This window comes from Nostoc sp. (assembly GCF_036917555.1).
Lineage (GTDB): Bacteria > Cyanobacteriota > Cyanobacteriia > Cyanobacteriales > Nostocaceae > Nostoc.
In genome coordinates this window covers 261,257-285,656 of the sequence record NZ_JBALDD010000023.1, presented here as the reverse complement: position 1 = coordinate 285,656, position 24,400 = coordinate 261,257, and the positions used below count along the sequence as shown (strand labels likewise).

Below are 24,400 nucleotides of genomic sequence, written 5' to 3'. Positions count from 1 at the left end.
AAAGTTATTAGCCATTCTTTAAAATATACTAATTTGAATTTAACCTCTTAAGCGCATATTTACGTATAAAATCGGCAGACTAAGTGGCTAGCATTTTACTTTCATACTTAAGCAATTAAGTACTGTATACTACTTAATATACAACATCTCTCTAGGAATTTATCGCAATTATAATGCTTGGATGAACTAACCAAAAATTAATTATGAAGGAAGTATGAATTTTGTCAAGCACTGTCTGAAATCCTTAACATAAAACAGTAAGCTAAGACACAGCAGCAAATAATTCTAGTATTAGCGATTAAGCCAAAAGTATACTAAAAAGGCAATTGCACCTCCATGTGTTAACTTCCAACAATGACACAAGCCTACAAAAAGTCAGGAGTCATCCAATCTGAATATTAAATAATTTGGATTGGTCTAGGTAATCTATGAATTGTTTTCTTGGATACAGGAGTTATTGATGGTGGCGAGAGTGCTTCTACCTACTAAAAAAGTGCTTGATTTTCCTATTACTGCTTTACGGTTTGACGAGCAGATACAAACAATACTGAAGTGGGCGAGTAGGCATGAGAGTAAAACTGTATATGTAGCGAATGTACACATGCTCATTGAAGCCCATTGGAATCCAGCGTTTGCCACCGTATTGCGAAATGCAGATATAGTTACTCCTGATGGTATGCCTCTGGTATGGATGATGCGAAAAATGGGAGCGCTTTACCAAGACCGTGTGGCAGGGATGGATATTTTTCTGGCATTGTGTCAGCTAACTCAAACACAAAATCTGAGTATTTTCTTTGTAGGTTCCCAAACAGAAATTTTGTCTAGGATGCAAAACAGGTTAGAGAAAGAATTTCCGCAGATAAAGATTGCGGCAATGGAACCTCTACCCTTTCGTCCCCTAACTGAAATTGAAGACGAAGCCTTGGTTCAAAAGATTAACTCTAGTGGTGCTAGCGCTGTCTTAGTGTCACTGGGATGTCCCAAACAAGAAAATTGGATAGCTCAACATAAGGGCAAAATACAAGCTGTAATGATTGGACTGGGTGGAGTTTTCCCGGTTTATGCCGGGATTCATAAGCGCGCACCCCGCATAGTTCGAGACTTAGGACTTGAATGGCTATATCGATGGATTCAAGAACCGCGCCGACTTTGCGGCCGCTATGCGAAGACTATTCCACTCTTTATATGGCTGGCTACTAAACAACTACTATCATCAAGTCGGATTGCTGGGGTCTTCCTTCATGAGGCTGGGGATTAAAGAAAAAGAAATAGGCTAAAACTGACTCTAAGCGGTTCATCATCAAGAGAACCAGATTTTAGATGCTAAGGAAAGAATTTTATGCCTGAAGCACGAAGATTCAAGGGTTCACCTGAAAGTGATGAAAGAAGCAAAGTGCAAGGATTCCCACCAATCAATGTCCTACTGTAAAAACCCATTATCTGAAATCAACTATTAAAGTACTTGACATTAACCCAAGACTAAGTGTTATATTAACCATAGTGAAATTGTTGGGGCGTCGCCAAGTGGTAAGGCAGCGGGTTTTGGTCTCGCCATCCCTGGGTTCGAATCCTAGCGCCCCAGTTAATCTAAAGACAGGCATAACAGCCTGTCTTTTTGAGTATTTAATTGCATTTTTAAGATGTATCTCAATGCATATAATTCTGTAAATGTTACTTATCAGGAGATTTGAGAGCTTGATCTAGAGTCTTCCGAGCCAGTTCTGCTTTAGCTCGCGCTTCCTGGTAACGCACATTAGCTTGGGCAAAATTTTTGAGAACTTTAAAACCTTCCTTGAGTCGAGTAATTTCCTCTTCTGTCACCGACTCATCGGTAAACAGAACATCAACAGCTTTCCGAATTTCCAACGCTTCAGCTCGTGACTCCTGAACTTTCAGCTTGAGCGTCGCCAGGTTACTCAGAATCTGGACAGCTTGTGTAATTGTATCCTCACCACTAGCAGTATCAATAGTTGACTCTTTTACCTCAATTAATTGTTGAGGGCCAAATCCTTCTTCCAGTTCCGTGGGTAGCTTACCTGCATCCATCAGTTCCATTAGCTGATCCATTGCTTTATCACGGGCTTTGGCTGAATCTTTTCCAGAAACAGTAAGGATAATTTCTGGGCTTTGAGCGAGAGTGTATTGAACCATATTTGAGCAGAAAATTTGCTGATTTAATCAAGTTGAGGAAAGTAATTATATCATTTTGCGTGTCAGATCATTTGTTGATTGTATAGTCAATTAAAGAGTTTAAGAACGAACGTCAACACGTAGTTCGGGAAAGTTTAGTGGTTCCGACTTTGTTCAGTTACTCTGTGGGAAAGAAGCTACAGTCGGAGTTGAAATTAGAATTTCAAACTCTCTTCTCTACCAGAAGCTGCACAAACAATTTTGAATACTTCGACAAGCTCAGTACAAGTTTTGAATTGTTACCTCTACCCCTCCTAAGTCGCTCAAAATAAAACTTTATACTTAAGAAAAGGGAATAAGTTTTAACAGGAGGGGAGAGCAATGGCTCCCAGTCCCACCATCATGCAAGCTGTGGAACAACTGGGCTACCGTGTCACCGTTGGTGATGTGGCAACTCAGGCAGGATTGAACGTCGCTGAAGCTAATCAAAGCTTGTTAACCCTGGCATCTGATGCTGGCGGACATTTACAGGTAGCGGATTCAGGTGATATAGTTTTCCTTTTTCCACAAAATTTTCGAGCAATTTTGCGTAATAAATACTTCCGGCTACGATTGCAGGAATGGTGGAAAAAGGTCTGGAGTGTTCTGTTTTACCTGATTCGCATTTCTTTTGGAATTTTCTTAACTGTTTCCATCGCTCTGATAACTGTTACCATCTTCATTATCATTACCTCTATCAATTCAGATCGTAACGGCGACAATCGGGGCAGTAATTCCGGCGGTGGGGGCTTCTTCTATTTTCCAAATTTATTTTGGTATCTTAGCCCAAATTATGACACCCACTACCAGGAACGGCGACGTGGAAGCCGGGAAGAAAGCAATCTGAATTTCTTTGAAGCTGTTTTTTCGTTTTTGTTTGGCGATGGTAATCCGAACGCCAACTTAGAAGAACGTCGCTGGCAAGAAATTGCTACGGTGATTCGGAGTAACCGTGGTGCAGTGGTAGCAGAACAAATTGCCCCATATTTGGATGACATTGGTGAGGGATACACAAGAGAGTACGAAGATTATATGCTGCCCGTTCTGACGCGATTTAATGGGCAACCAGGAGTAAGCCCAGAAGGGCAAATTGTTTATTACTTCCCAGAGTTGCAGGTGAGTGCAGTTAAAAAGCGCCGTCATGCAATATCAGATCACTTGGAGGAATTTCTCTGGCGTTTTAGCGCCGCAAGTTCCGGGCAAATTATGCTGAGTGCTGGGTTAGGGATACTAAATTTTGTTGGTGCTTTAGTACTGGGAAGTTTATTGAGAGATGGAACTGTTGCCGTCCAGTTAGGTGGACTGGTAGCTTTTGTACAAGGAATTTATTGGCTGCTATTGGCTTACGGAGCAGGTTTTTTAGGTATTCCGTTATTGCGTTATTTCTGGATTCAGTGGCGTAATCGCAAAATAGGCGATCGCAACCGCGATCGCCTTTCCAGAGCAAGGCTATTGGCAAGTCCTGATGCACTTTTGCAACAAAAAATCAACTATGCCCAACAATTTGCAACAGAAAAAGTCATTAGCAACGAAGATTTAGTATATTCTAGCGAAACTGACTTACTCGACCAAGAAGTTGAACGTTCTGCAAAAATTGATGCTGAATGGCAACGGCGCTTAGAACGTGGGAGTGGGGAATAGGAATAATAGTGAAGAGTTAAAAGTGAGGAGTGAATAATTAAGATTTATTTAAAACTCCTAACTTCTAACTCCTAACTCCTAACTTTCTCTCTACTTCGCCTGAATTGGTGTTAGAGCTACACCTTGATAATAATGTCCCAAAATTTGCAGGTGGTTCACTCCTTGGCGAGCCAGATTGTAAGCCCCCCACTGACTCATGCCTAAAGCATGACCATAGCCAAGCCCTTGCAGTACAAAACTACCATCAGCCCCCTTAGTAACGTTAAATTTGGTACTTTTTAACTTGAGGGCTGTTCGCACTTTCTCGCCTTCTAGCACCTTCGTGCCCTTGTTGCCGACAATTTTTAAAACTTTAACACTGCCAAAAGGTGAGTATGTCTCTGGAATCATTGCCGTCACAGTGCCCACCTCAGGAAATTTAGCGCTAATTTCACTGGGCGAGAAGGTTTTCACCCAATTACACTCGCGGATATTTTGATCGTAGTCTTGAACAGCACGTAGATAAGGTTCGCTGCTTCCCCAAACATCTTCGACGTTTTCAGTGTGTCCCCCAGAACAAGCGTGAAAGACTGAGAGAATAATCCGATTTTTGTAAGTTAGTACCTGCCCTAGTGTGGAATCCACTGCGGTGTAGGTAGCAGGAGATTCACTAATGACACCTTTGTAAATTTGCCAACGATCGGGGGTATTGCCTAAATCGTAAACGGGATTATTCCGTTGTTTTTCCCGTTCGTAGAGGGCATAAGTGCGGGCTGCGATCGCTTGGGCTTTTAAAGCTTCTTGGGGCCAGCTAGCATCCATTTCGCCACCCAGAACGCTGTAGAGATATTCTTGGTCATCCACCCAGTTAACAGCGGTTAAGCCTTTTTCTGTGGGGACAACCAGAGTTCTGCCTCGATACCAGCGATCGCCAATATAAACAAATCCCTTGCCAGTTGGCTCAATCCAAAATAAACCAGACTGCCACTTATCTAAAGCAACTCCGCTAGGAACGGCTTGGGCATAATATGCACTCATTGCTGGCAACTGTCCAAGAGTCCGGCCAGTACTATCCTTAACGATCCCAGTGGTGGAACTACCCACTTTTACCTGATTAACGCCCCTCTCAATTGCCACACGTAAAATTACAGACGCTTGGGCTGGGGCAACCAAAGCTATCCACAAAAATATACTTACCCACCAATAACGTACTTTAATCTGAGAAAATAAAAAGCCTAAGTAAAGTTGGAATTTCATGCTGATCATCTAATCACACTAGTATCTAATTGACGCTCTGGATTATGGCGTCTACTACTTTAAGATGAGACAGTTCTCCAACGCAGGAGGTTGCCACCTCCTACTAATTATGCATTTTGCTTTAACTATAAGGTAGAAATTAGAAATTGGGGAAAGTGAATCGTCCAAATCTGACTGTTGTAGAAGAGAAACTTTTATTCTTCGATTTACGATGCCAATACCTTTTGAGAATTGCTCACTTCATTAGCGATAATTCCAATTAAATTCAACTTACTTAAAATTTCTGTTGCTTGAGTCAGTTCAGTTCGAGTCACTTTTCCCATGCGCTCTACCATTACAATACCACTGCAAAAAGATGCCACAATCCTGGCATCAACTGTGCCTAAAATAGATGGAGCATCTATTAGTACTAGGTCATAACTTTGCTCAAAGACCTCTATTAGTTCTTTCATCCGTTGAGAACTGAGCAACTTCACTGTGTCTTCTGGTTCTGGCCCAGCAGTCAAAATATCAATGGAGGGGTGAATCGGCTGGATATAATCTTGAAAATGAGTAGTTGTCTCATCAACTAATAACAGAGATAGTCCCCAGTCATTGGATAGTTCCAGGATTTTGTGCAGGCTAGGATTATGTAGGTTAGCATCAATTACTAATACCCGTCGATGCATCCGGGTAGCACTAGCTACAAGGCCTAATACTAATGTTGTCTTCCCTTCCCCTGGTAGTGCTGAAGTAAACATCAGCGACTTGAACGGTAAGGGATATTTTAATATTTGAATATTTTGGTAGATCATGTCCAAAGTTTCATGGACAGGCAATTTATTACTAGCTTCTATTACAGAAGAATCTGAGCTTCCTCGGCCATTCCAAGGCAGGCCAAACCGCCGTTTTTTGACACCACTTGATGGTAATTTTGGTACCGATCCCAGTACACGTAGGTTTGTTAGTTTCTTTAAATCTCCGGCATAATAAATAGCGTCATTAAACTTTTCCAAAATTAAGGCTACTAAGATACCTAAAATCGGGCCAATTACCGCTCCTCCAAGCAAGAGTAATAATCTGTTGTTACCCATATAAGTACCGGGAGAAGGTTCTGCCAAAACTTGCCAGTTATATCCTTCCTGAGCAATTTTCAATCCCAATGACTGTTGCGCTTGGAGTAGTTGTTCAAGGTTTTGGCGACTAGTTTCTACCTTTGGTAGCAAACGATTATACTCTGCTATTAAACTTGGGTATTTGTTTAGCTCAGAGCGTAGTTGCTGTTCTGAGGCAATTAGATTCTTTTCATTGGCAGTTAGCCCTAAAACACTTGTTTGTACCAAAACAAACTCATCTACAAGCGTTGGATCAACTCCTAGTATTTGTCCTTTGAATAAGGGTTTTTCTTTACTGCTATTAGTAATATTTTTCACCTCTTCTCGTAAGAGGGACAGTTGACTTTGGCGTTGCTGCTTTAATTTTTGTACCGATGGGTAATCATCTGTATACCGGAGCCGTTCCTTAGCCAATGCTAGTTCAGTATTTTGAATTTCACCTAATAATGATTGATAACGGCTTGACTGATTTAAACGAGAAGAAATTAGTGTATTTTGCTGAGACGAAGACGCTATTAGTTGCTCTAGATTATCGTAGCGAGCGTTTACATCTTGAAGGTTGGCACGAGTGGTTTGTAGCTGTTGTTGAATATCGGCTAAAGATTCTAGCAAAATTTTACTTTGGACTTCAGGATCGAGTAATTTATATTTTTTGCGAAACTGTTCTAAGTTTTTCTCAGCTTTACTCACCTCTTTTTTTATCTCAGGTAGGCGAGTGTTTACAAAAGCTAATCCCTGATTTAGACGTTCTTTTTGCTGCTGTTTATTATAGTTTTGATAGACTTTCTGTAGCGCTTGAAGTACTCTTTGTGCTTTTACTGGATTATCATCATAAAAAGAAACTTTAAATGCCTGATTAAAAACTTTATTTGCTCCTATACCTCCCGCTTCTGGAGTTACTTCTAAAGGTGCTTTTCTGTTATGTTCTTTTTGACCATTGATGTATTGTAAGGTAATATCAGGATAATCAGAATGGAGTAAATCTACAGCTTTTTGAAGCAACTTAGAACTCAGCATGAGTTTCATCTGAGTAGTGGAATCAACAACTTGAGAATTTGAATCAGTAACCTGAGTATTTGATTGTGCCCCTTCAGATAAATTGGAATTTACCAATATCTGCATATTGCTTTGGTAAGTAGGTTTAGCAATAATAGCCAAGAGGCTAGCAGCAGACATAACTACACAGGAAACCCCCAAGATCAGAAAGCGTCGGCGAAACAAAATAGTAGATAGTTGTCTGATGTCAACTACGCCTTGTGCTGAAGTAGTAACCTGTTGCTTTTGATTCAGACTAGTCTTGGCCACTATCAAACTCCTCTAATATCGAAACACTATATTTATTTGGAAGATTTATGAGAAATATGAAATGATTTTTTTACACATAATAGCTGCGATCGCATACTTAATTCTTCTTCCAACAATGACAAGCTAATTTGGCATAATATTATGCCAACTGGTGCTTTCATGTTCATCAATTCATGCATATAAACTCTTAATCAGTGTTGGAAGGATAAATTTTTAATAAATATTTTATTTAAAGAAGAAAAATCTTGACAAAAAATTAATTATTTTTCCTAAGTATTTGAGTATAAAATTATCTGATTCACAATATTACTATATAATAAAGTTATTTTGATAACTTTTAATATAAAAAGCATATTGGGAAAAATATTTAAACCATACTATTTGTACATTCTTGATACACTTAGTTAACCGTAAATTGTTGGTTCACTAATTGACTTACTCATAAAACTCAACTGCTGTTTATTTGCTGGATATTATGATTGAGACTATTAAAATTTAAGATAGAGCTTGGTTAATTTTAGATTTTAGATTAGAAGGGTTCAATAGAAAATCTAAAATCTAAAATCGTTCGACTGAGCGTAGCCGTTCGCGTAGCGTTCTGCAGGAAAGTCCAAAATTTAAACGCCTACCTTGGTTAACTCTACTTCCCGTCGTCTGGGTACTTCATGAATCATAAAATCGTAAGCCATATCAGTACGGGGAAAAATAGCACGAGCTTCTTTAAGTAGATCCTTCAACTCCAAAGTATTTCCGGGAGCATAGCGGGGACTAAAATGACTCATAATCAGTCGATGCGCCCCAGCAGCTAAAGCTGTTTGCGCTGCCATTGTGGTTGTAGAATGTAACCGCTGGAAAGCCATATCTGCATCTTGATGGGCAAAGGTTGCTTCGTGAATTAATACATCAACATCATCAGCTAATTCCACTGCACCATCACAATAAATTGTGTCTGTACAATAGGCAATCTTTCGACCAATTTCTGTAGGGCCGCACAATTGGGTGCCATCAATCACCCGTCCGTCAGTAAGGGTAACTGTTTCACCGCGCTTGAGTTGACCGTAAACCCGACCAGGAGGAATTTGCAACGCCTTGGCTTTTTCTACATCAAAGCGTCCGGCTCGGTCTTTTTCGGCCACGCGGTAGCCGAAAGCTGTAATTCGATGATGCAAATTACCGCAGCTAACGGTGAAGTCATCGTCTTCATAAATTATCCCTGGACGGATGGCGTGAACTTTGATCGGGTAAGAAAAGTGCGTGTAGGAATAACGTGAGGCGGATTGAATGTAATCATTTAATCCAGGTGGGCCATAGATATCAATTCGTTCCACATTACCAGCCAAGCCGCAAGTAGCAAGAAGTCCCATCAAGCCAAAGATGTGGTCGCCGTGCATGTGGGTGATAAAAATTCGGGAGAGTTGACTGATTTTCAGTTCACTCCGCATAATTTGATGCTGAGTACCTTCGCCACAGTCGAATAACCACAGTTCTGCCCTTTGGGGTAATCTCAGAGCGACACTGGAAACATTGCGCGATCGCGTGGGTACACCGGAACTCGTCCCTAAGAATGTTATCTGCACAGTGTTCTTTAGTCTTCCTATTGCTCAATTTGCAGCTCTATTTTCTATAGTGGCACGGTTAATGAGTAAAAGATTTAGGATTTTGGGGATTGGGCATATAAGCGATCGCCTTAATAAAGCTTCTGGGTTTATCCAAACCGTAAGCAGAGTGTGAGACTTGAGGAGGTATCAATTACTCAATCCTCTTGAGCAATCAACGGTTAGTAGCCAGATTCATCAATCCTTTAAAGAAATACGGCAGAAATATATGAAGTTTTGTTACACAGTGCGTAATTATTACTAGCTAAGTTGAAGTCATAATTATCAGAGTTTACAAGAGCGTTAGAAACCTAATGCTTTCGTACCACTCTAGACTTTGTATTATTGATTGCTTCGTTGCCAAACTGTACTAATCAAACTCGCGTTAATTTAGTACATCACAAGATAAGTTTATACATTTACCAGTCTGCAAGGAGAGCAAAATTTATGGAATCTAAAACATTACAGTCAATAGTCATAGATGATCACATATTACAGCAGTTAAAAGACGAACTTAAGCAGGAAATGTGTGAGATAGTTAATAACGCTAACTTTAGCCAAATCCTATCAAAGTATGGGATCTTAAGACAAGAAGTGCTTCAATTTGAGTACAGAATCGACCTAAATAAACTCCAATCAAGCGATCCTGAAGAAGACAATGAAGGTCGAAATTCTTCACTAGCAACTTTAGATATGAATATCTCGATGCAAGATTGTCCCAACTGCACTTGTACTTGCTGGGCGAGTAATATTAAAAAATGGATTCCTTGCCCATGCAATTAAGCTTGAGCAATATAAATTATGAGAAAGAACGTAACGCCAATTACGTGTTTTCATATAGTCTATTGTAGTCATTATGCTGCCAAAAACTATTGCAGTGGAGATGAAAGTGCTGATTTCCACGCTGACTTGCTAGATTGCTAGAAAGTATCATCATCCTATTTAGTAATTGGCAGTATTTCACTACTAAATTATTTTTTTTGGGGCAAATTCTGTAATGTATAAAAGCCGAGGTAGTCGTTACTGGAAGTTCGGGGTAGTTAGTGCTTTAGAAATTGCTGCAATACTCGCCTTCTCAGGGAGTTATGCTTTGTCCGAGATTATAAAGGATGACACTCTAGGATCTGAAAGTTCAGTTGTTACACCCCAGCTAATCAATGGCCGCCCTACTGACCAGATCAATGGCGGGGCAATTCGCAGTACGAACCTGTTTCACAGCTTTGAGCAGTTTTCTGTGCCAACTGGCAGCACAGCCCACTTTAACAATGCGCTAAATATTCAAAATATTATAAGTCGGGTGACAGGCAAGTCTATTTCTAATATTGATGGCATTCTTAAAGCTAATGGCACAGCCAACCTGTTTTTGATTAATCCCAATGGGATTATTTTTGGTCCCAATGCGTCTCTAGACATTAGCGGTTCATTTGTTGCAAGTACGGCGAGTAGTCTGAACTTTGTCAATGGTACTAAATTTAGTGCCACAAATCCTCAAACCACGCCCCTACTGACAGTAAGTGTTCCCGTTGGCTTACAATTTGGAGCTATACCAGGAACCATCCGTAATCAATCCCAAGCAAATAATCCAGATGGAACAACTAATACCTTCGGGCAACCCGTTGGTCTACAGGTAAAACCAGACAAAACTTTGGCACTTGTAGGTGGTGATATAAGCCTGGAGGGCGGAAATTTAACAGCAGAATCGGGACAAATTGAGCTAGGAAGTGTTGCTGGTAATAGTCTGGTCAGCCTGAACCCAACGAACCAAGGTTGGGTCTTGGGGTATGAAGGTGCTCAGAACTTACAGGAAATTCAATTAATCCAGCGAACTATTGATGGTAAAGAAATTCCATCTCAAGTAGATGCCGGAAACCAAGATAGCAACAGTGGTAATATCCAGGTACAAGGCAATACCGTGAAATTAATTGGTAACGATGTGTACTTAACAACTCAGACAATAGGTGCTGGAGATAGCGGTAAATTAATTATTAACACTAATAAATTAAGTGTTCAAGATGGTGCCCAAGTATTAATTTCTACAGTAGACAAGGGTAATGGAGGAGATTTGATTGTGAACGCCTCTGAATCCGTGGAGCTTATTGGTAGCATTACCTTGCCAAATACTATTACTGGATTTATTAGTGCAAGCGCTGGTGAAGGAAAAGCGGGTGACATTACGATCAACACTAAAAGGTTTAGTATTCAAGGAGGAGCAAGGGTAACGGCGGAGTCTAGTTCAATAGTAAGGGCAGACTCTAGCGGAATAGTAAAAGGTTCACAGGTGATACCACCTGAAGGAAAAGGAGGGAATATAACTGTAAACGCCTTGGAGTCGCTAGAGATAACTGGAACCTCGACAACAGGTTTTCCCAGTCTCTTGAGTGCTTCGACTCTAAATTACGGAAATGCGGGGACAATCAATATCACCACAGGACAATTGATTGTCCGAGATAAAGGTGGAATAAACGTGAACGTTAAAGTTGCAGATAATGCAATTTACTTAGGAGATACAAGCAACCCAGGTACACCAGGCGCACTAAACGTAACTGCTAGCTCCATACTTCTAGACAACCAAGGAAAGCTCACATCAAGTAGTCTGTCAGGACGGGGCGGTAACATTACGCTACAGGTGCGAGACTTATTACTGATGCGTCGCAACAGCCAAATATCTACTAATGCCGGGGGTGATAAAACTGGCGGTAATATCACCATAAAAGCACCTAATGGCTTCCTCGTCGCTGCTCCTTTTGGAAATAGTGATATCACCGCCAATGCCAACTTTGGCTCTGGTGGTAAAATCGAAATCACCGCTAAGAGCATCTTTGGGTTTGTGCCACGTACCCGTGCAGACGTAGAAAGGCTTGATCCGAAGGATATCGACCCAAATAATCTGCAAACGAATGACATCACCGCATTTTCTCAGCAAAATCCTTCATTAAATGGCACAGTACAAATCAACTCACCAGATGCTGACCCCAGTAAAGGATTAGTTGAACTACCTGTAAATCTGGTTGATGCTTCGCGACAAATTGTTGCTAGTTGTAGTACTGGTGGAAAAATAGCAAGAAGTTCATTTATTCGGACTGGACGTGGAGGACTAGTAGCCGATCCCACAGAGCCATTGATAGCTGATGATGCGGTGCTGGCAGATTGGATCACACTCAAGCCAGAGAGTCAGAATCGTGCTGGCGGTATTCAGAAAAGAGCGCTTGTTCAGGCGCAGCGGAACACAGAACAAAAATCACAGAAAGTGAATTCTGTCAATGAACCGACTCAAATTGTAGAAGCCCAAGGCTGGGTAATGGATGCCAATGGGAACGTAGTTTTGGTTGCTCAAGTACCCACAGAATCCTCCCATAACTCCTCACTCAGCGCTACATCTTGCGCTACTCATTAAAATTTGAGATATGGTGATATTTCGTAACTTTGTTATGCACAATGCTTACGGCAGGCTACGCCTACGCAATTGCTGCTCTTATTGCGATCGCTCTGCTTTGCACAAATTAGGATTTCATTGCAAGTAGAGTAGCCTCATATCAGGGCATGAATTTAGAATTTGAGTGGGATAACCAAAAAGCTAGTTTGAATCTCAACAAGCACAGTATCAGCTTTGAAGCGGCTAAGACTGTCTTTAACGACTCTCTAGCTTACATATTCAACGATGAATGGCACTCTGTTGGTGAACGTCGAGAAATCATTATTGGACATGACCAAGATAATCGCCTGTTATTGGTCTGTTTTACAGAAAGAGCAAACGTTATCCGTATCATTAGCGCACGTCTAGCAACCAAGAAAGAACGAAGAGATTATGAAGAATTCACAGACTTCTGAATTCTGCAACAATGCAGACGATGACTTGCTTCCAGACTATAACTTTGACTATCGCAAAGCCTTGCCCAATCGTTTTGCTAGTCAGCAAGAAAAAGCTCTTTTGACAGTTACTCTTGATGCTGATGTCGCTGAGATATTCAAAACATCAGAAGCTGTTAACAACGCTCTCCGTGCCTTACTCTCAGCAATTCCAAAGATTGAAAGATAAACTGCGATCGCCGAAATAACAAATGAGTACGCCGAAATAACAAATGAGTACGCCGAAATAACAAATGAGTACGCCGAAATAACAAATGAGTACGCCAAAATAACAAATGAGTACGCCAAAATAACAAATGAGTACGCCGAAATAACAAATGAGTACGCCGAAATAACAAATGAGTACGCCGAAATAACAAATGTGTAGGCGTAGCCAGCCGTAGGCATTGCCGATATAGCAAATGCGTAGACGTAGCCAGCCGTAGGCATCACCTGTTATTGGTCTGTTTTACACCAAAGATAAACTGCGATCGCTATTGCCTATTCTCTAATTCGTCTCTTGGATAGAATAAGAATAAATTTAGCAAAAATTATGGTAAACATTAATGTATGTATCATTAACTCCAGAGCTTGAGCAGTTTATCCAAAGTCAGGTTGAAAGCGGTAAATACTCTTCGTCCGAAGAAGTGATTCTGGCAGCTATCAAGCAATTGGAAGTAAAAGAAAACATCTACAAGGGACGATTTGAGGAGTTACAACGCTCGATTATGATTGGTGTTGAAGCTTCCGAACGAGGAGAGGTTATTGATGGTGAAACAGTTTTCCACCAACTGCAACAGAAGCTACAACAGCGTCGGGAACAGGCTAGTTAATGAGTAATATTTGCTCTTTTACTGTTCCAGCTAGTCGAGATATTGAGAGTATTATCGATTTTATTGCTGATAGCAGTGGTTTGGATGCAGCGGATAGATTTCTCAATAAAATCAACGGTAAGTGTAATAATTTAGCAATGTTTACCAGCATGGGGCGTAAAAGGTCTGAGCTTTTGCCTTCATTGCGGAGCTTTCCAGTTGATGATTATTTAATATTTTATCGCCCAATTGAAACCGGAATTGAAGTTCTGCGAGTGGTTAGTGGCTATCGTGATTTAGATGCGCTTTTTGATCAGCCAGACGATGAGTGAATGTCATATTGATAACCCACAAACCCAAACTTTATCCGCAGTGAGGGAAAAGAGGAGGGGAAGTAGGGGGAGAATAACTCCCCACTCCCCACTCCCTAACTCGTCTCCTGAATTTGCAAACGAACAGTGTGTTCAGTCGCACCACTAAGTTGTAATTCCATGATTTCACCACCTAGAGGTTCCAAGCAAGTGAGGAGCGATCGCAAGTTGGGTGTACTTGCACCTGTATCTACATATAATCGATCTGCTAAATTACCGATTCGTTTCCAAGTCATGTACAATTTAGCGATCGTTTGTTCAATTTGCGATGCTTGATTTACCAAATCAGCAGCAATGCTCAAACAGCCGACTCTTTGCGCTTCTTCTAAGGCTGTTTCAATGTCAACATCTTCCTGCGTTAGCGCCTGAACTTGAGCCGCCCCCTTGAGATATTTGGCTAAGTTACGCGCTTCGGTAGTTACCTGTTTCAGGGTATCTATATCAGGATTGGCAGCTATTTCCTTTTGGATAAACTTTTGATGCGATTCTGGCAGTTTTTCCATTTCCTTCACCAGTGGGGCGATGTAACGCGGGGGAAGGGTGTTATCTGCGGCTTTTTCTTTGACTGCTTGGGGTAATAAATCTGAGGACATGGCTGTCCATTCATCATTGAGTTGACGCACTTCCCGCCTAGTGATGCGATCGCCTTTTTGGGCAGCTTCACTCACCATCTGTTGCACTTCTGGGACTGCTTTAGAGGTTTCGACAAATGCCCGTTTACTGAAGTTATTCACCGAGCCGGGGTCAAGTTTACCGTCTTCAATCAGAGTATCAGCACTATTGGCCAATTGTATCCAAGAGTATGCTTGACTTTTGCTGATTTCCCGCTCTTTTAGCCATCGCAGAAAGCCAGTACCGCGTCCGTCACCACCCACTTTTTCTCTATCGCGGATCGCTCGTAAAATTCGCCCCCGCCAGATTTCAGTTTGCAAATCAAAGCGATCGCATACCTGCCAAGCTACTTCTAGCTGCTGTTGAAAATCTGATTCTAGAATCTGTTCATCTTCTGGATCGGGCAGTTCAAAGCTGATATCTACTGGCTGTAGTAAAGCAGCAGCAAGGTCGTTGATGGAGTCGGTATCTTGCACGATTGATGACTAACTAGTGGATGCGATCGGCTTATTATGCCATAATCTGTGGACTCTCACTTAAGGGGGAGTACGGTATTTTGAGTTACAACAAAGATAGTAATAAGGGGTAAAGCACCTTTGTAAAGTTTTTAATTAATCAGAAACAATAAAAATAAAACCATGAACCAGGTAGACTACCTCCGCATTAGCTTAATTGATCGCTGCAATTTTCGTTGTCAGTACTGTATGCCAGAGGGAGTAGAACTGGACTATATTCTCAAGCAACAGCTGTTAACTGATGAGGAATTGCTCACCTTAATTCAAGAAGTATTTATTCCAGTAGGCTTTAGCCGATTTCGGTTGACTGGGGGTGAACCTTTATTGCGTCCACGTGTGGTGGATTTGGTAGGTGCGATCGCAACTCTCCCCCAAACTCAAGACCTCTCAATGACCACCAACGGTTTTTTGCTAGCTCCGATGGCACAAAACCTCTACAATGCTGGTCTGCGACGAATTAATATTAGTCTGGACTCTCTGGATTCCGACATTTTTGATCAAATTATTGGTAATCAGGGGCGTTCTCGTTGGCAACAAGTTTGGCATGGGATTCAAGCTGCCCATCAAGTCGGATTCGACCCCCTGAAGCTGAATGTGGTGGTGATTCCTGGCGTTAATGACCACGAAGTTCTAGATTTAGCCGCCCTGACAATTGATAAACAATGGCACGTTCGATTTATTGAATTTATGCCCATTGGTAATGTGCATTTGTTTGGCGATCGCGGCTGGGTATCTTCAGCCGAGTTACGAGAGTCAATCCGCGCTCGCTGGGGCTTGACAGAATCACAAGTTCGTGGAGCTGGCCCTGCTGATGTCTTTGAAATTCCCGGTGCGAAGGGGACACTAGGATTTATTAGTCAGATGTCAGAATGTTTTTGCGATCGTTGTAATCGGATGCGTCTGAGTGCCGATGGCTGGCTGCGCCCCTGTTTATTGAATGAAACTGGTCAAATAGATTTAAAAACTGCTCTGCGTTCTGGTGTCAGCACCGCTCAATTACAACAGCAGGTAAGACATTTACTCGGAATCAAGCCAGAAATTAACTTTAAACAACGTGATTCTGGTAATCTAGGTACATATACCCGCACCATGTCGCAAATTGGCGGATGAAAATAGTTATGAGTTAAAAGTGAGGAGTTAGGAATTATCGTCTTGCAACTCCTAACTCCTAACTGCTTACGCTTGTCGTGAGTAGTATTCAACCACAAGTAGTTCATTAACTTGTAGTGCCACCCATTCGCGCTCAATAACGCTGTTGACTTTACCAACCAACTTATTTTTGTCAAACTCCAAATGACTGGGGAGGTTGGCCAAACCGGGGTATTGCAAGTTGGCTTCCACCAACTTCCGGGATTGTGCCCGATCTCTGACCGCAATTACTTCACCAGGACGGCATTGGTAGCTGGCAATATTCACCACACGACCGTTAACAGTTACGTGACCGTGATTTACTAGTTGACGAGCTGCTGGGATAGTCGGGGCTATACCCAAGCGGAAAACGGTATTATCCAAACGCATTTCTAGCAATTGCAGCAGGACTTGTCCGGTAGAACCAGTAACACGTCTGGCTTTCCGCACATAGCGGAGCAATTGCTTTTCAGTCAAACCGTAGTTGAAGCGAAGCTTTTGCTTTTCCTCTAGACGGATAGCATACTCAGAGCGCTTCTTGCGATTCTGACCATGCTGCCCAGGTGGGTAAGCGCGTCTGGCACTTTTACGAGTTAATCCTGGTAAGTCGCCCAAGCGGCGGACAATTCTGAGGCGGGGCCCTCTATATCGGGACATGAGTTTCCTTAATCTAATCCTGTTTAAACTTTACCCAAACATTCCATTTTGACATTCCACTGATGATAAATCAGCGGATTCTTGGTTTTTTGAAGGTGCTTACATTGGTATGACGTATCCTACCAATGTAGAGTCATCTCCTTTACGCCAGTTGCTTTAAGTCGGTTGAGCCGACACACTAGCTTCCAAGCTTAAATTCCGACGTGCCCCGCCGTACTACTGCCAATAAGTTTTTTGTGTTTATTTAGTTACGTAGGCTACTCAATCATCAGATTGGTTTACGCAGTATTCTTACTCTGAAATACTTTTTACGTTGCCTACTTATCTTTCAAACAGCTATATTAACACAATTTTCGACATAATTAATTATGTCTATACTTTACTACCGCCGAAATTCTTAGATTACAGAGGATTTTTAAGATATTTGAGTTAGCATAACTTTGGGTGTTTGGAGAATGGCAATGTCAATGAGCAAAAAAGTGGTTAGCAGAGTTAAGAATAAACAAGGCAGTTCCACCTCCAGGATTTTAACATTACCAGTTTTGGTTATAGCTGGATGTTTAACAATCTTGCCTAATGTGGCTGTTGCTGCCTCCTACAGGAATGATTATAGTGTCTGCGCGGGTCGCCTCCTGAGTGTGGGTGTAAAGGCAGAGGCGGCATCAGAAGGTTGTGCAGCAGCATTACGTCCAAAAGATTTGGCTGCTTGCGTGGTGAAAATTGATAAGGAAACCCAAATTGCTGCGACGGATGCGCTTTCTTCTTGTGGGAAGGCTCGGCGTCCTGAAGAGTTAGCAACCTGTGTAGTTGGCGTCAGCCTAAGTACTAAGGAAGAAGCTAATCCGACAGTTTTAGATTATTGTGGACGCAGTTTGTTACCCGTGCGCTTTGGCCAGTGTGTGGTTGGCTTGCGTAGTCAAATCGACTTTCCCGCTACTCAAGCGCTAGATACTTGTATCAGTGCAGATGATAGTGTTATCGGTGCTTCATCTTCGTCTACACCGCCAACGATAATTCCTGCGGGTTCAAGTCCAAGTTTAGAGACTACCCCATTTCCAACTCAACCAATTGTTCCAACTCAACCAATTGTTCCAACTCAACCAATTGTTCCAACTCAACCAATTGTTCCAACCCAACCGGGCACTAATTAGATTACAGTGCTTTGTGTAATTGATTGAAAATTCAGGTTGAATATAGAGTGGCTGTTTGCCAACCTGATTCAGGGACTACCAACAAATAAATCATCCGATTTTAATTTGTAGGTTGGGTTGAGCAACAGCGAAGCCCAACTTTATATATTACAATGCTTCAACCTGACTGGGTAATCTCCCTTTGCTGACTATATAGCTTTCATTAGGCAATGACAGTAATATTTACATTAGTCAGCATTGTCTGATTCGAGAACTGAGCGATTTGAACTTGTGCAGCTTTACTAATCTCATCTGCATCAAAGAAAAAATTACCCGTAGTTTGATCGTAGATAAAGCGATCGCTTGCTGTTGTCACACTAATCCTAAGTCGGTACAAGCAGACTACAAAAATATCACGTGAACCTTCAAGCGGATTGTACACTAATGCAACTTCCGTCAAACGCTCTATTAGCTCAGACAAACTTCAGTACCACTTCTGCTACTTGTGGGCGTTCCGATACCTAGCACTGTTCCCAAAGTATCCACTGACCAGGTAAGCATTCAAATAAATGAAAAACATTATAATCCTCCTCTCCAACGCAAAGAGGAGTTGGAGAGAGGTTAATTGAACTCACGTCAGTTTTTCAGCTTTGGGAATTTAGAATTTTGCACAGTTTGCACAGTTCGTTGTACTAATCTTCTTTTTCACCAAAAGCCGTTTGTAAAACCACTGCAATACCACCGTCTTGGTGATATTTATCTGCCCAAGCACGAATAACTTCATCCAATTCTTCCATAGCCTGAGCCATTTTTTCTGGCAGTATGTCAAGTTCTTCCAGCAAGCGCATGGCGTTTCGTCGCCGTTCTGCCCAATTTTTCATCATGCGGAAATACCGAGCGGTATCTTCCACCGTGATGTGTGTACGTTCTTCATCGTCTGTTGGGGTATAAGAAAGACGGGTAAGCGCGTAGAAGGGCATTCCCCAAGGAGAATCAATCCGCGTTACCGTTCCTGAGTAAAGCAGACGGCGCTTGATATGCTCACCCAAAGCTTCACTCAAAGGCATTTGGTGTTCGGGTGGTAAGTCTTCTTGCGATCGCTTGTGTAAAAACTCGATCAAATCCAGAAACTCAAAGGAGCTAACTAACTGAGCATCAGGTAAATTACTGGGCAGTTTCTGCTCAATTTGTCTTTTTTCTTCACTTGTCAGATTGCTACCAGGAACGCGCGATCGCCCCGGTTGCCAAGGATATTTTTCTAGCCAGATATAAGGCAATTGAATCAAATAGCGAGGTTCCTGAGAACCGAGCATTTTTAACAGTTTGCCTTCTGTTAGTGCCTGTCTGACTTCTTCTACAATAATTTTTACTCGTTTCGGCTCCAAGTGATGCAAATGCCCTGTCATTCGCAGGTTTTGTCCCTGCTCTAGATAGGTCATGTAAATTGCACACTTTGCTGCTGTTGCGGCTGCATCTAAAAATGCCCCATGCCTGTGCCCACTCGTCCGCATGGCACTAAAAGCCAGATAAAGCATGATCTGATCCATCGCACTGGGGTCAAGACGTTTGATCAGATCTATGTCGTTACTCATATTACAGACAATTGAATAGCACGTTTACACAATTTTTAATCGAGTGAAAATAGGTAGTATACACCTGGCTAAAGGCTGTCTTTACTTCAAACTATATTAGTATGCGATAACGATGATATCGGTGGTAGCACAAACTACCGTTTTCGCATATTTCCTGGTACAAAAGCAGAGTCGGTAGTTGTCACTATAATTGTCTCTGCATCTAACCAGAAAATTAGAGACACCACCAAATCCAGCTTAACGGTGGTTTATGTCCCAACAGTCAACTATGCTGCAATTAATCTACAAAGCCTTTCAGTTTTCTGGTTTTTTTCATCTTTCAAGAGCAACAACGTCAAGCTGCTTACACCTAATTATGGCACTATGCCGACTCAGAGTAAAAACTAGTTTGCGCGGTTAATCTGGGATATCTGTTACTAAAAAAAGATGCTTTTTTCAGCTTTGGCAAATTATTTGTAGTACACAAGTGACTAGAAATAATTGGGAATAGTCTCAAAACAAATTGCTTACCAGGTGTAGCCACATTTAGAGGTTGAGCTATACAGCTCGTTGTGAACTATCATTCCGTTTACAACCTCCAGTGATGTCTCGGCAGTATCAGCCGTTGCCTTGAGGAAAGATAGTAGACATCAAGTAGAGCAAATAATTCCAATTTCAAAATACCTGTTGTTTTTCAAATATTGTTCATTATCATATCACTCTTTTTTAGTTTTGAAATATAATTGTGCATTTTAAAATTTCTAAATGATGACTATTTAAATATTTTTTATCCTGCTCAAATCAAGGTTTGATGATATTTTTATATCTACTTCTAAATCCAAGTTTTATTTATTATTTTATATTGATGTTGGACACAAAAAGCCGCGATTAATTACGACTAAATCGCGTATCTATAAGGCTTTGCCGCTCGTGCTAATAACTGAAAGATTAGTTAATAGCCATATATATAATAAAACATCTTGGGTTCCATCCAATAATTATTTAGAGATTTTTTTTGCAATAAATTTATATTTATTTCATGAAAGAATTTTAAATTTTCATGATTTAACTAATTTATTGACTACTTTTAAGTATGTTTTTACCTCGCTATTTTATATATTTGAGAGACTTAAATTACGTAGATAGTTTGTTGCTATAAAAGCATGATCATCCGCAGCAAGCTACGATATCAGCTTCTTTCTCTGGGTGTCTGGGCGATCGCAGATTAAGTTGACTTGTATAAAACGACAGAAATAAAGATACCATCTTACGAAGCACAATTAGTAAGTGGGTGTGAATAATTAAAGATTTGTAGTGACTTAGTGCCGTCTGGGGACTTCTCCATGAGCAACCAATAAAACCGAAAAATAAGGGCTTTAGCTCTCACTATAAGGCAATTTGACAAATTTACATTGCTTAACATAAATTAGTTTATTCTTGCCCACTTATTTATCCTCCCACACAGAAAAAACAGGCAGTCTGGCTGCTTAATATCAACAAGGGGATTATATTCTCAATAAAATCCAAAATAGTCGCATTAAGAACTGCTTATTGATACAGATATTGCGTAGGTGCAGTCTATTGTAAACATCGCTTTGAGTCTTGGAAACTACCAAACCTAACGAGAAATGCTGATTTTGTCGTTGGTTCTTAACATTGGTTGCGATCAAAAGTAATTAATTTAGATACGCTTGCCTCAAAAAAACGGGGTACTCTAAACATTTCAGCGACTTCTTCATCTCTTAGTTCCAAAATGGTCTTAACTCCTTGTGAATCTTCTCTCTGAGCAAGTACTCGTGCTCAATTGCTAGAGTCAGTACTACTCATATTGCTTACATATACGTGTTTTCCCTACCTGTATCAGGCTAAATTCCTAAAAATATATTACAAGTCGATTTATTTTGAATACTACTTGCCGATCTATTAAGTGTTATCTGCACCTATACAGCATTCTGAAATCATTCGTAAAAACTTAAATCCCTGACAACTTTTACGAAGTCGGGGATCTTGTTTGTCACAGATGATTTAGAGAAGTTACAAGTGGGTGCATTAGCGTCAGGATTGATGCTGAGAGTGATGGGGAGTAAAGTCGCTCCCATCACCCTTAAGCTGATTGAACTCGCCATTTAATTCGTGGGACTAGAGGGTTTAACCTGATTTCGCATTGTTTCAAAGCTGAAAGCAGCCGCGCCAAAGGTTACAAATAATACTCCCAGAATTTGCACAATATCCAAATTTTCTTGAATGATTAACCCAGCGAAAATCACGGTTAAAACTGGGATGCTACCACCGATGAGCGCCGATCGTGAGGCACCTAGTTTACCAATACCAACATTATTAAGCAAATAGCCAGCAAGAGTCAGCACACCCAAAATAAACGCGCTTAAAACTAGTTCCAGCATTTTAGAGGGGTCAACTACTACCAAGTTCCAATTGCTTGGTAAAGGTAGCATCAAACAGATAAAGCTCAACAACAACATGGTAGTGAAGTTAATTAAAGTAAAAGTCACAGGATGCAGTTTGCTAGCACAGACTCGCGTCAGAATTATGTAGGCTGCAAAAGCTACACCCGAAAGAATGGCGGTGCTGCTTCCCATTGAAGTATTACCGATACCGATGCTGGGAGAACCACCTAAAACCAACAATTCACCGCAGCAAATCGCGGCGATCGCCGCGATGCGGAATAGAGTAGGGCGATCACGAAACAGAAACCACGAAAATAGACCACTGACCATTGGATAGATAAAGAACAGTGCGATCGCCATTCCAGTTGTGACTTGAGCGATCGCAATGTAGATTAGTACCTGAGATAAAAACAAAAAGCACCCACTCACAATTGACAACACCAAAATCTGCTTGGTAGCTGCATTGGTAGGTGTGGCATTTCCTCGGACGGAAGCAGACAAGTTTTCCAAGTCTTGCCACAGTCTTGGATGCAATATAGGAGACAAAAGTACCATTAGTGGTACGACTACCATAAACCGTAGCGTCAAAATTAACAGAGTATTGCCCAAAGTCGGTGGTAGCAACTGCTCTACCTCTAATACTCCAAAAATCTGGGAACCTTCGTGGAAAATCACCTTGATAGCTACGTTGTAAAGCGACGATACCACTGCCGATAAGACGATCAACAATAAACCGATTTGGAGTGTCGAGAAGCCAGAGGAATTAGGCGATCGCGATTGTGGGGGTTTTGCTTCCGCCTGCGGTTTTAGGGCAGTGGTTGATGAGGATTCAGCTTTGGTTTGCGATACGTTCTTGCGACGGACAGAAATTGGTTCATTAATATTCTTTGGAGAAGGTCGGATCATTCTCGGTTGTAGCAAAGATCCGATCGCAGGCTCTGATTTGGTTTCGTTTTCCGGCGATTCTTGATTTAAGACAGAAATTGGCTCGGTGGCATTATCTTTTGGTGGGGGAACTATAGCCACAGTAGGTTCTGATGGCGTTTCCCTTGACGACAAATCCTTGCTGGGAGAAGAAATTGGATTCGCGGTATTTTTTTTAACAGTAGGCGGCTCTGATGTTATTTTCCTTACCGACAAATCCTTGCTGGGAGAAGAAATTGGATTCGCGGTATTTTCTTTAACAATAGGCGTCTCTGATGTTATTTCCCTTGACGACAAATCCTTGCTGGGAGAAGAAATTGGATTCGCGGTATTTTCTTTAACAATAGGCGGCTCTAATGTTGTTTCCCTTGGTGAAAATTTATTGGAGATCGGGGAAATTGGCTCAAGGGAATTTCTTACTACTTGCTCAAATTCTGGCAGGGATGTTTCAACAGAACTGTTTTTTTGTGGTTCCGTAAACTGCAAAACAGTAGATATACCTGCTGTTGCTGATTTGCGTGAAGTTTCTTCTATAGTTTTTTCTAGTTCTCCATGCAGGCGGTTGACAAACTCCGCCAAAATCGTTTCCCCTTGCTGCTGCTGGCTATACATCCGTGACAACTGTTGGGAAAGATTACTTTGATAGTTCTTCAGCTCCTGTTGTAGGGAATTAAAGGTAACAGTAACGGTGTCATCCAGACTGTCAAACATGTGTTCGACTTTTTCATTGATTTCACCTACTACATTGCTGCTCACTTCAGCAGACTTCAGCGCAGCTTGTTCGTAAGATTTGCCCTCTATGCCTTGATTAGCTAAAGTTGCCAGAGAGGATTGCAGTTGTGAAGATATATGCTTTGCCAGAACTTCTGCCAGTTGCCGAATTAACACTTGCTGCTCGGTGATTTGGCGCACTTGTTGTAAATGCTCTTTTTCCTCTACCAAGCTTTGAATCTCATCAGATAACCGATTTTTTTCTGACTGAAGCCGCTTTACGTCTTCCTGCAAAGCTCTGAGGACATTCTGCTGAAGATTTTCTAAGTCTTCAACTACAGCCCAAAGAGCATTTTCTGCTGCTCTAGATAGCTCCCCTCTGACTCTTGGGTTTTCTGGTTGCTTCTCGAATCGCCCCATTAGCTTCTAACCTCTAACACTTTGACGATAAAGCTGCTTCCGGTACACTTTATTGACGGTCATCCTAATTTCCTGTATTTTGCCAGATAAATCAAAAATTTTAACAGCACTTCCGCATTTCAACGTAATTCTGTCATACTAGACACAGGTTAGCAAAGCATCTAAGTTTGCTTTACAGCTTACTACACCGTGTTCTCTTCAGCATTGATAAGTATTTAACCATTAGATTTTTTGAGATTTATCGCTACGCCTGCAAGT

The 24,400-nt window shown here is 41.4% G+C and carries 20 protein-coding genes and 1 tRNA gene; 12 read left to right on the top strand and 9 right to left on the bottom strand.

All coding sequences use genetic code 11. The annotated features are described in order from the left end of the window. Nucleotides 1–460: 460 nt before the first annotated feature. Nucleotides 461–1,258, top strand: coding sequence for a WecB/TagA/CpsF family glycosyltransferase (locus V7K60_RS09855; RefSeq protein WP_334925023.1), 798 nt, complete (start codon nt 461–463; stop codon nt 1,256–1,258). 252 nt (nt 1,259–1,510) lie between these two features. Beyond that, nucleotides 1,511–1,582 (top strand) — tRNA-Gln (locus V7K60_RS09850). 89 nt (nt 1,583–1,671) lie between these two features. On the opposite strand, the gene V7K60_RS09845 is transcribed toward V7K60_RS09850, so the two are convergent. Continuing rightward, nucleotides 1,672–2,151 carry a hypothetical protein gene (locus V7K60_RS09845; RefSeq protein ID WP_334925021.1) on the bottom strand — a complete coding sequence of 160 codons (480 nt, stop codon included), beginning with the start codon at nt 2,149–2,151 and terminating at the stop codon, nt 1,672–1,674. A gap of 360 nt (nt 2,152–2,511) precedes the next feature. On the opposite strand from V7K60_RS09845, the gene V7K60_RS09840 reads away from it, so the two are divergent. After that, entirely contained in the window at nt 2,512–3,810 is a 1,299-nt protein-coding gene (locus V7K60_RS09840) for a hypothetical protein (protein WP_334925019.1), read from the top strand. A gap of 90 nt (nt 3,811–3,900) precedes the next feature. Here the strand turns inward: V7K60_RS09840 and V7K60_RS09835 are convergent, their stop codons facing one another. From V7K60_RS09835 to V7K60_RS09825, 3 genes are all read right to left on the bottom strand, one after another. Then, nucleotides 3,901–5,046, bottom strand: coding sequence for a SpoIID/LytB domain-containing protein (locus V7K60_RS09835; RefSeq protein ID WP_334925017.1), 1,146 nt, complete (start codon nt 5,044–5,046; stop codon nt 3,901–3,903). A gap of 206 nt (nt 5,047–5,252) precedes the next feature. Then, on the bottom strand, nt 5,253–7,445 hold the full coding sequence (locus V7K60_RS09830; RefSeq protein WP_334925016.1) for a GumC family protein: 2,193 nt from the start codon (nt 7,443–7,445) through the stop codon (nt 5,253–5,255). Between the two features lie 617 nt (nt 7,446–8,062). Then, nucleotides 8,063–9,022, bottom strand: coding sequence for a ribonuclease Z (locus V7K60_RS09825; RefSeq protein WP_334925014.1), 960 nt, complete (start codon nt 9,020–9,022; stop codon nt 8,063–8,065). Between the two features lie 465 nt (nt 9,023–9,487). On the opposite strand from V7K60_RS09825, the gene V7K60_RS09820 reads away from it, so the two are divergent. The 6 genes from V7K60_RS09820 (at nt 9,488) to V7K60_RS09795 (ending at nt 14,030) form a co-directional block, all read left to right on the top strand. After that, nucleotides 9,488–9,823 carry a hypothetical protein gene (locus V7K60_RS09820; RefSeq protein WP_334925012.1) on the top strand — a complete coding sequence of 112 codons (336 nt, stop codon included), beginning with the start codon at nt 9,488–9,490 and terminating at the stop codon, nt 9,821–9,823. Nucleotides 9,824–10,037: 214 nt separating this feature from the next. Further along, nucleotides 10,038–12,434 carry a two-partner secretion domain-containing protein gene (locus tag V7K60_RS09815; protein WP_334925010.1) on the top strand — a complete coding sequence of 799 codons (2,397 nt, stop codon included), beginning with the start codon at nt 10,038–10,040 and terminating at the stop codon, nt 12,432–12,434. 146 nt (nt 12,435–12,580) lie between these two features. Continuing rightward, on the top strand, nt 12,581–12,868 hold the full coding sequence (locus V7K60_RS09810) for a BrnT family toxin (protein ID WP_334925009.1): 288 nt from the start codon (nt 12,581–12,583) through the stop codon (nt 12,866–12,868). After that, the gene (locus tag V7K60_RS09805; RefSeq protein WP_334925007.1) at nt 12,846–13,076 is read left to right on the top strand and encodes a hypothetical protein; all 231 of its coding nucleotides are present in this window, start codon (nt 12,846–12,848) and stop codon (nt 13,074–13,076) included. Before V7K60_RS09810 ends, V7K60_RS09805 begins: the two co-directional genes overlap by 23 nt. A 376-nt stretch (nt 13,077–13,452) precedes the next feature. Further along, a complete protein-coding gene (locus tag V7K60_RS09800) occupies nt 13,453–13,719 on the top strand; it encodes a type II toxin-antitoxin system ParD family antitoxin (protein WP_334925005.1) in 267 nt (88 codons plus the stop codon). Next, the gene (locus V7K60_RS09795; RefSeq protein WP_334925003.1) at nt 13,719–14,030 is read left to right on the top strand and encodes a type II toxin-antitoxin system RelE/ParE family toxin; all 312 of its coding nucleotides are present in this window, start codon (nt 13,719–13,721) and stop codon (nt 14,028–14,030) included. Before V7K60_RS09800 ends, V7K60_RS09795 begins: the two co-directional genes overlap by 1 nt. A gap of 95 nt (nt 14,031–14,125) precedes the next feature. Here the strand turns inward: V7K60_RS09795 and V7K60_RS09790 are convergent, their stop codons facing one another. Next, on the bottom strand, nt 14,126–15,157 hold the full coding sequence (locus V7K60_RS09790) for a hypothetical protein (protein ID WP_334925002.1): 1,032 nt from the start codon (nt 15,155–15,157) through the stop codon (nt 14,126–14,128). Nucleotides 15,158–15,319: 162 nt separating this feature from the next. Here V7K60_RS09790 and moaA point away from each other — a divergent pair, with 162 nt between their 5' ends. Further along, the gene (gene moaA / locus V7K60_RS09785; protein ID WP_334925001.1) at nt 15,320–16,306 is read left to right on the top strand and encodes a GTP 3',8-cyclase MoaA; all 987 of its coding nucleotides are present in this window, start codon (nt 15,320–15,322) and stop codon (nt 16,304–16,306) included. 66 nt (nt 16,307–16,372) lie between these two features. Here the strand turns inward: moaA and rpsD are convergent, their stop codons facing one another. Further along, nucleotides 16,373–16,981, bottom strand: a complete 609-nt coding sequence (gene rpsD, locus V7K60_RS09780; protein WP_012408407.1) for a 30S ribosomal protein S4 — start codon at nt 16,979–16,981, stop codon at nt 16,373–16,375. A gap of 467 nt (nt 16,982–17,448) precedes the next feature. On the opposite strand from rpsD, the gene V7K60_RS09775 reads away from it, so the two are divergent. Further along, on the top strand, nt 17,449–18,132 hold the full coding sequence (locus V7K60_RS09775) for a hypothetical protein (protein WP_442944375.1): 684 nt from the start codon (nt 17,449–17,451) through the stop codon (nt 18,130–18,132). Between the two features lie 202 nt (nt 18,133–18,334). Here the strand turns inward: V7K60_RS09775 and V7K60_RS09770 are convergent, their stop codons facing one another. After that, complete coding sequence (locus V7K60_RS09770; protein WP_334924997.1) at nt 18,335–18,592, bottom strand: hypothetical protein; 258 nt, start codon at nt 18,590–18,592, stop codon at nt 18,335–18,337. A gap of 211 nt (nt 18,593–18,803) precedes the next feature. Next, complete coding sequence (gene hetR / locus V7K60_RS09765; protein WP_334924995.1) at nt 18,804–19,703, bottom strand: heterocyst differentiation master regulator HetR; 900 nt, start codon at nt 19,701–19,703, stop codon at nt 18,804–18,806. A gap of 1,986 nt (nt 19,704–21,689) precedes the next feature. Here hetR and V7K60_RS09760 point away from each other — a divergent pair. After that, nucleotides 21,690–21,812 carry a hypothetical protein gene (locus tag V7K60_RS09760; RefSeq protein ID WP_334924993.1) on the top strand — a complete coding sequence of 41 codons (123 nt, stop codon included), beginning with the start codon at nt 21,690–21,692 and terminating at the stop codon, nt 21,810–21,812. On the opposite strand, the gene V7K60_RS09755 is transcribed toward V7K60_RS09760, so the two are convergent. Further along, nucleotides 21,809–24,142: an EamA family transporter gene (locus V7K60_RS09755; RefSeq protein WP_334924991.1), complete on the bottom strand. Its 2,334-nt coding sequence runs from the start codon at nt 24,140–24,142 to the stop codon at nt 21,809–21,811. The genes V7K60_RS09760 and V7K60_RS09755 overlap by 4 nt on opposite strands. Nucleotides 24,143–24,400: the final 258 nt, after the last annotated feature.